The sequence below is a fragment of the Streptomyces sp. NPDC000151 genome (assembly GCF_040301705.1).
Taxonomy (GTDB): Bacteria; Actinomycetota; Actinomycetes; order Streptomycetales; family Streptomycetaceae; genus Streptomyces.
Window position 1 is genome coordinate 1 of record NZ_JBEPFC010000264.1, and the last position, 4,711, is coordinate 4,711.

Genomic DNA, 4,711 nt, shown 5'->3' on the forward strand with positions numbered 1-4,711 from the left:
GCCGGCAGGCCGCGCGCCGGGCGCGGGATCTGCTGGCGGAGGCGTACCTGGAGGCTGTACCCGCCGAGCGGCTGGCGGCGGCCGCCGGGTGCAGCCGGTTCGCGCTCTACCGGGCCTTCCGCGCCGAGTACGGCCTCGCGCCCAGCGACTACCAGCGCCAACTGCGGCTGCGCCGGGCCCGTTCGTTGCTGGCCGCCGGGACCACGCCCGCCGACGCCGCGGCCGCCACCGGCTTCGCCGACCAGGCGCACTTCAGCCGCTGGTTCCAGCGCGTCTACGGCGTGCCGCCCGGCGTGTTCCGGCGCGCACCGCTGGACGGGTGAACGGCGGCGGACACGCCCGGGAGCGGGTACCGAGGTCCGGGGGTGAGGGCCGGGGGCGGAAGGGCGCGGACCGAGGACCGGAGACCGAGGATTGGGCCGTTTGTCCGCGGTCATGTGGGTAGGCGGGGGCCGGTGGGAGCTTACGGTACGGACGGCGCGCGCACCGGCAAACTGTGCCCAGTGGGGCAAACCGGCAATAGGATGACGAAAGCGTGCCAGTCGTGGCGGTCACCCGCCCTCCGGACGGCACCCGCCCATGCCACCCGACCCGACGACGAGTACGCGGAGCCATGAAACACGGGCAGAACGAACGATCCAGGCAAGCGCGCAAGAGTACGCAGTCCGCCGGGTACGGATCGGGCAGCGTACGGACCGAGCGCATGGTGCGTACGCTGCTACGCCGACGCAAGCGCTCGGTGGCCCCCGAGGATGTCACCGTTGTCGACAAACCCCAGGTCAGACGGGCGGTTTCGGCCGCGGCCCTGGGCAACACGATGGAGTGGTTCGACTTCGGCGTCTACGCCTACGTCGCCCCCACTCTCGGCAAGGTCTTCTTCCCCTCCAGCTCGCCCGGCGCGCAGGTGATCTCCACCTTCGCCACGTTCGCCGCCGCCTTCCTCGTGCGCCCGCTCGGCGGCCTGGTCTTCGGGCCGCTGGGTGACCGCATCGGACGCCAGCGGGTGCTCGCCGCCACCATGATCATGATGGCGATCAGCACCTTCGCGGTCGGCTTCCTGCCGAGCTACGACGCCATCGGCCTGGCCGCGGCCATACTGCTGTTGCTCTGCCGGCTGGTGCAGGGCTTTTCGACCGGCGGCGAGTACGCGGGCGCCACGACGTACATCGCGGAGTACTCACCGGACCGCAAACGCGGCTTCCTCGGCAGCTGGCTCGACTTCGGCACCTTCGTCGGGTACTCCTTCGGCTCCGGCCTCGTCACCGTACTGACCGCCGTGCTCAGCGACGACCAGATGCTCTCCTGGGGCTGGCGCATCCCCTTCTACGTCGCCGGGCCGCTGGGCCTGATCGGCCTCTACATGCGGATGAAGCTGGAGGAGACCCCGGCCTTCCAGGAGGTCGAGGCCAAGCACAAGGAGGCGCAGCGGGACGGCTCCATGGAGGTCGACCCGGTCGAGCAGGCCCGGATGTCCGGCAAGGGCCGCCTGAAGGAGCTGTTCACGCACCACTGGGAGGCCATCCTCATCTGCATGGGCCTGGTGCTGCTCTACAACGTGACCAACTACATGGTCACCTCCTACCTGCCCACCTACATGACCACCACCCTCGGCGAACCGAGCCTGACGGCACAGCTCCTGGTCCTCGGCACGATGGTGCTGGTCGTCCTGACGATCACCACCGTCGGACGCTCCTCCGACCGCTTCGGACGCCGCCCCATGTTCCTGTGGGCGGGCGGGGCGATGGTCATCCTGGCGATCCCCGCGTTCCTGCTCATCAAGCAGGGCGGCATCCTGCTCCCCGCGATCGGCTGCGTGATCCTCGGCCTGCTCCTGGTCTGCTTCGCGGGCACCAGCGCCTCCACCCTGCCCGCGCTCTTCCCCACCCACCTGCGCTACGGCGGCCTGTCCGTCGCCTTCAACGTCTCCGTCTCGATCTTCGGCGGCACGACACCACTGGTCGCCTCGGCGCTGGTGGAGTCCACGAAGGACAAGTTGGTGCCCGCGTACTACCTGATGGCGGCCGGCATCATCGGCGTCATCTCGGCCATCTTCCTCCACGAGACGGCGGGCAAGCCGCTGCGCGGCTCCTCGCACATGGTCGAGAACGAGCAACAGGCCCGCCAACTCGTCGCCCACAGCCGCACCCGAGCCGGCCGCCGCGCCCGCGACGTCTGGATCGGCCTCCGCCATGGCCGCTTGCCGCGGCACCACGGCCGGAAGGACGACGAGTAGCCGCCCTCGTTCCGACGCCCCGTGTGCCCCTGGCCCCTACCCGGCCGGGGCACACGTGTCAGCGGGGCCGGGCATGCGTAGGGCCGGGACGGTCGGGCAGGGTAGTTGACTGCCGGTCAGGAAAGCGCCGTGGTCGGCCGGGCGGTACGGCCGGTGGGGCCTTAGCGGCCGTACCGCACGCGCCAGCAGGGAAAGTGAGTGGGAATTGATTACGCGGCGGCGTCTTCTTGCACTGTCGGGCGGGGCTCTTGTGGCCGCGGGATGCACCAACGGTGAGCAACGGCCCGCGGGGCAGGTCAGCCACCGCTCGGCCGGCGGAGGCAGCGCCGACGGTCCGCGCGGCGTACTGGGAGCGAACTTCAACGAGGACCCGGACAGCGTGACGTTCGATGAACTGGGCGATCTCTCCGCGAGCTGGCTCCGAGGGTTCGTGCCGATGCCCGAGGTCGGGGAAGACGCCTCTCGGCAGCGGGCCGTCTCGAAGCTCCTGGCTGCCCACAAGCGTGGCTACGGCACGGTGCTCTCGCTGAAGTTCCCGTACAACCACCGGGCGATACCCCGGCCGGACGGCCCCGAAATGGCCACGGAACTCGACCGGGTCGACAAGGTCCTGCACACCGTGCTCGACACCGTCGACGTTCTCGCCATCGGCAACGAGCCGTTCATCGAGAGCCTTCCGCGGGACCGCGACTCCGGCGCGCTGAACGCGTTCTACGAGAAGGTCGCGGCGCACGTCATCACCTACCGGAAGAAGCACTTCCCCGACGGCTGCCGGACCCGCCTCTACATGGGCGCGCTCAACTTCCTCGACCAGCCCGACAAGCGGGCCAGGGCCACCGATCGCTGGCTGTCCTTCACGCGCGCCACGCGGGAGATCGAGGGCGTGGACATCCACCCCCATGTGAACGCCCCGGAGGGCATCCAGGCGTACCTCGACTACGTGCTTCCCCGGCTCCGGAAGGACCAGAAGTTCCTGGTCACCGAGTTCTCACTGGTACAGCTGTGGAAGCTGCACCTGAACGACACCGTTCCCGCCCCGTACGCGCGCCGCTACCACCTTCCGCCGGACACCCGGGTGTGGCAGGTGATCAAGCAAGCCCTCGCGCATCCCGTGCCGGAGGAGCGGTGGCGCGACTTCCTCTCCATGAGCCCCTGGTTCGAGAGCCACAAGCACTTCCTGCGGAACCAGGTGGGCCGGCTCCGGGGCACGGGGCGCCTGGCCGTGGCGACCTACGGCGTCACCCAAGCAGCCGCCATGGCACAGGACTTCGGGCCGCAGAAGGATCCCTGGCTGCTGAACAGCCTCTACGCCAACCGCACCGTCGAGCGGCCTGACGACGGTCTGCCCGCCCACAACTACGGGTTCTTCGACGACTTCCGTGCCCTCCAGCGGCCGGAGGACCGGCGGCCTGTGCGAACGGGGAAGACCGCCACCTGAGGCAGCCGGCCGCTCAGCCGGCCGTGACGCGGATCTTGGACTGGCCGTGCCCTCTCGTCTCCCAGTCGTCCATGAAGCGGGCCTTCAGGCCGTGCTTCGCGGCGAGGGCGATGAGGGTTTCGGTGCGGTAGTAGAAGTCCTCGCGGAGGACCTGGTGTTCGGCGCCCGTGGTGCGGTCGAAGGTGAAGTCGAAGAAGCCGCCGGGGGCCAGGATGCGGCCGACGTGCGCGAGGCACTCCTCGATGATCTCGATGGGGGAGTGCGAGAAGACGCTGTGCGCGTGCACGACGTCGAAGTGGGCGTCCGGGAGGAAGTCCAGGGTGAGGTCCTGGGTGATGGTCAGGTGCGGGACCTTGCCCTGGAGGCCCTGGGCGGTCAGCGTCTGCTTCGCGGCGATGAGGATGTCGGGGGAGATGTCGATGCCGTAGTAGTTGCCGGCGTCGAGGTACTCGATGAAGTGCCAGCCGGCGCGGAGGTTCCCGCAGCCGATGTCGAGCATCCGGGACTCCGGCTTCAGGCCGTGCTCACGGAGGTAGTCGAACTGCATCTTCCCGAGCGCGAGCCACCGGTCGTGCGTCTGGCTGCCGACGGCGGCCTCGGGGTTGCGGCGGGTGTCGGAGGCCATGACGGCGCGGTAGTAACCGACGTGGTCCGGGTGCTTGAAGGCCAGCCAGCGGTCCCGGGCCGCGCGCTTGACGTACGGGGCGATGCGGTGCGGGTGGCCTATGGCGTACCGGACCTTGTGGGCGAGGGCGGCGCGGTTGGCGACCAGGTTCTTCTTCGTGGCCATGTGTACTCCAACGTCCAACGTGAGGCGAAGATCGTCGTGGACTATACATGGCATGTATAAACGGAGTGTATAGATGGTCAGAGTGCGGGTGGTCAGGGTGCGGGTGCGCTCATGGGGAGGGGGCGAGGAGTCGGGGGGGGGGGGGGGCGGCCCCCCCCCGCGGGGTGAGAACAGGCCGGGGGTGGTGGGGCTCAGGTACAGGTATGTGGGGGCCCGGGGCGGGTAGCCGACGGCGGGCCAAAAAAAAGCC

Annotated in this window: 4 protein-coding genes; 3 read left to right on the plus strand and 1 reads right to left on the minus strand. The window is 69.5% G+C overall.

Going from position 1 to position 4,711, the window contains the following annotated elements:
- The 3 genes from ABT381_RS35145 to ABT381_RS35155 form a co-directional block, all read left to right on the plus strand.
- Positions 1-323, plus strand: a 323-nt coding sequence (locus ABT381_RS35145; RefSeq protein ID WP_351601988.1) for a helix-turn-helix domain-containing protein, incomplete at its 5' end; no start/stop codon positions are given.
- A 380-nt stretch (positions 324-703) separates the two neighbouring features.
- On the plus strand, positions 704-2,233 hold the full coding sequence (gene proP / locus ABT381_RS35150) for a glycine betaine/L-proline transporter ProP (protein WP_351601991.1): 1,530 nt from the start codon (positions 704-706) through the stop codon (positions 2,231-2,233).
- Positions 2,234-2,612: 379 nt separating this feature from the next.
- Positions 2,613-3,671 (plus strand): hypothetical protein, encoded by a 1,059-nt coding sequence (locus ABT381_RS35155; RefSeq protein WP_351601994.1) that lies wholly within the window; start codon positions 2,613-2,615, stop codon positions 3,669-3,671.
- Between the two features lie 13 nt (positions 3,672-3,684).
- Here ABT381_RS35155 and ABT381_RS35160 read toward each other — a convergent pair whose 3' ends face one another.
- Positions 3,685-4,461, minus strand: a complete 777-nt coding sequence (locus ABT381_RS35160; protein WP_351601997.1) for a class I SAM-dependent methyltransferase — start codon at positions 4,459-4,461, stop codon at positions 3,685-3,687.
- Between the last annotated feature and the right edge of the window lie 250 nt (positions 4,462-4,711).